General features: G+C 43.8%; 2 protein-coding genes. One reads left to right on the top strand and one right to left on the bottom strand.

The annotated features are described in order from the left end of the window. Nucleotides 1–294 precede the first annotated feature (294 nt). Nucleotides 295–432 carry a hypothetical protein gene (locus tag GRI99_RS19085; RefSeq protein WP_500676328.1) on the bottom strand — a complete coding sequence of 46 codons (138 nt, stop codon included), beginning with the start codon at nucleotides 430–432 and terminating at the stop codon, nucleotides 295–297. A gap of 37 nt (nucleotides 433–469) precedes the next feature. Between GRI99_RS19085 and GRI99_RS19055 the strand changes: the two genes are divergently transcribed. Next, nucleotides 470–1,993 carry a sugar porter family MFS transporter gene (locus GRI99_RS19055; protein ID WP_160773532.1) on the top strand — a complete coding sequence of 508 codons (1,524 nt, stop codon included), beginning with the start codon at nucleotides 470–472 and terminating at the stop codon, nucleotides 1,991–1,993. Nucleotides 1,994–2,117: the final 124 nt, after the last annotated feature.

Genomic DNA, 2,117 nt, shown 5'->3' with positions numbered 1-2,117 from the left:
TTTTTTTTTGTTTTTTTTTTTTTTTTTTTTTAATCCAGAATGATGAACGCCACAAATTAATAATAAACCTCCACCAAAAGGTTATTTTATTGCATGTATAACATATGATCAGATAAGAATCAAGCAAATAAAAAAGAGAATAAACTCGCATGGAAAAGAAAATTCTAACTGCATAAATCAGCTAGAACATCTTGGTATATATATATATATATTTTATCTACTCTCCTCCAACTCGATCAAAACTAACTCCTCCCCCCCTCTCGATCTTCCTCTGTAGCTCGGGTACTGAGCAATTTATTGCAAGTACAATGCAATGAATGAAGCAAGGGAGGCACCGACCAACGAGCCGGCTACTGGCAAGCTAACCACGGCACCACTTGCTGGTGACGGGGCAGGAGCAGCAGGCTCTAAAGGGTAACAGATAATAAACATCAGACTCAGTTGCTGAGAGATGGCAGGAGGAGCTTTCGTGGCGCAGGGTGCCGGGAGGAAATATGAAGGTGGTGTCACATGCTTTGTTATCATCACCTGTTTGGTGGCTGCCATGGGTGGTCTCATTTTCGGTTATGACATTGGTATCTCAGGTGGTGTTACTTCCATGGACACATTTCTAAAGCGATTCTTCCCATCTGTGTACCACAAAGAGCATGAAATTCGTGATGATGGCAACATGTACTGCAAATTTGACAGTCATTTGTTGACATTGTTCACATCTTCCCTCTACCTTGCCGCTTTGGTAGCTTCCTTCTTTTCATCTACTGTGACTAGATTATTTGGCCGTAAAATCTCAATGTTGTTTGGAGGCCTGGTTTTCCTTCTTGGTGCCATTTTAAATGGTGCTGCAACCAATATAGCAATGCTTATCATTGGTCGTTTGTTGCTTGGTATTGGTGTTGGCTTCGCCAATCAGTCTGTTCCGATCTATCTATCTGAAATGGCGCCAGCCCAGATCAGAGGAGCACTTAACATTGGTTTCCAGATGGCCATCACAATCGGTATCCTGGCCGCAAATCTCATCAACTACGGAACAGCCCAGATCAAGGAGGGATATGGATGGAGAATTTCTTTGGGTCTCGCGGCTGTCCCAGCTTTGATGATCACAATTGGATCGTTCTTCCTTCCAGACACTCCAAACTCCATTATTGAGAGAGGCCACCCCGAGGAGGCAAAGAGAATGCTGCAAAAGATTCGTGGCACAGACAACGTTGAAGCAGAATTCCAGGACCTTGTCGACGCAACCGAGGCTGCAAAGAAAGTGGACCACCCATGGAAAAACATCCTGCAGCCAAAATACAGGCCTCAGCTTGTCATCTGCACAATGATCCCATTCTTCCAGCAGCTTACTGGAATTAATGTCATCATGTTTTACGCACCTGTTCTCTTTAAGACCCTGGGTTTCGGCGATGATGCTTCGCTTATGTCTGCAGTTATTACCGGCGTCGTAAATCTCGTCAGTACACTTGTTTCCGTCCACTCAGCTGATAGGTTCGGGAGAAGAATCTTGTTCCTAGAAGGAGGGGTTCAAATGATTATTAGCCAGATACTTGTCGGGATCATGATAGCCATCAACTTCGGAACACAAGGTGTAGGAGAATTGCCAAAGGGATCGGCCAACCTCGTGCTGTTCTTCATCTGTGCTTATGTTGCAGCATTTGCCTGGTCTTGGGGTCCGTTGGGATGGCTGGTTCCTAGTGAAATCTGCCCTCTTGAGATCAGATCAGCAGGGCAAGCCATCAATGTCTCAGTTAACATGTTCTTCACTTTTGTCATCGGCCAGTTCTTCCTAAGCATGCTTTGCCACATGAAGTTCGGTCTCTTCTTGTTCTTTGCTGGATTTGTTGTTCTCATGACCATCTTCGTCTACTTCTTCTTGCCCGAGACAAAGAACGTCCCCATTGAAGAGATGAACAGAGTGTGGAAGGCACACTGGTTCTGGGGCAAATATATCCCCGATGAAGCTGTCATTGGAGGCCAAACATACACTTCTGCGTGAAAATGACAACGATTGTCCTGTACATTTGCATTAAGAGATACATATACATGTAATCTGATGACAAATACCTCCAACAAAACAATTAAAAAAAAAAATCAAATAAAGTCTCTGATGTTTATTATCT

Origin of the sequence: Alteraurantiacibacter buctensis (genome assembly GCF_009827655.1) — a bacterium.
Classification (GTDB): domain Bacteria; phylum Pseudomonadota; class Alphaproteobacteria; order Sphingomonadales; family Sphingomonadaceae; genus Alteraurantiacibacter; species Alteraurantiacibacter buctensis.
Note: the sequence above shows the minus strand (reverse complement) of the source record. Positions and strands in the feature narration are given on the sequence as shown.

Excerpts from the sequence above, each read along its gene's own strand:
- GRI99_RS19085 (WP_500676328.1), bottom strand. The coding sequence starts at position 432 with ATGTTTATTATCTGTTACCCTTTAGAGCCTGCTGCTCCTGCCCCGTCA.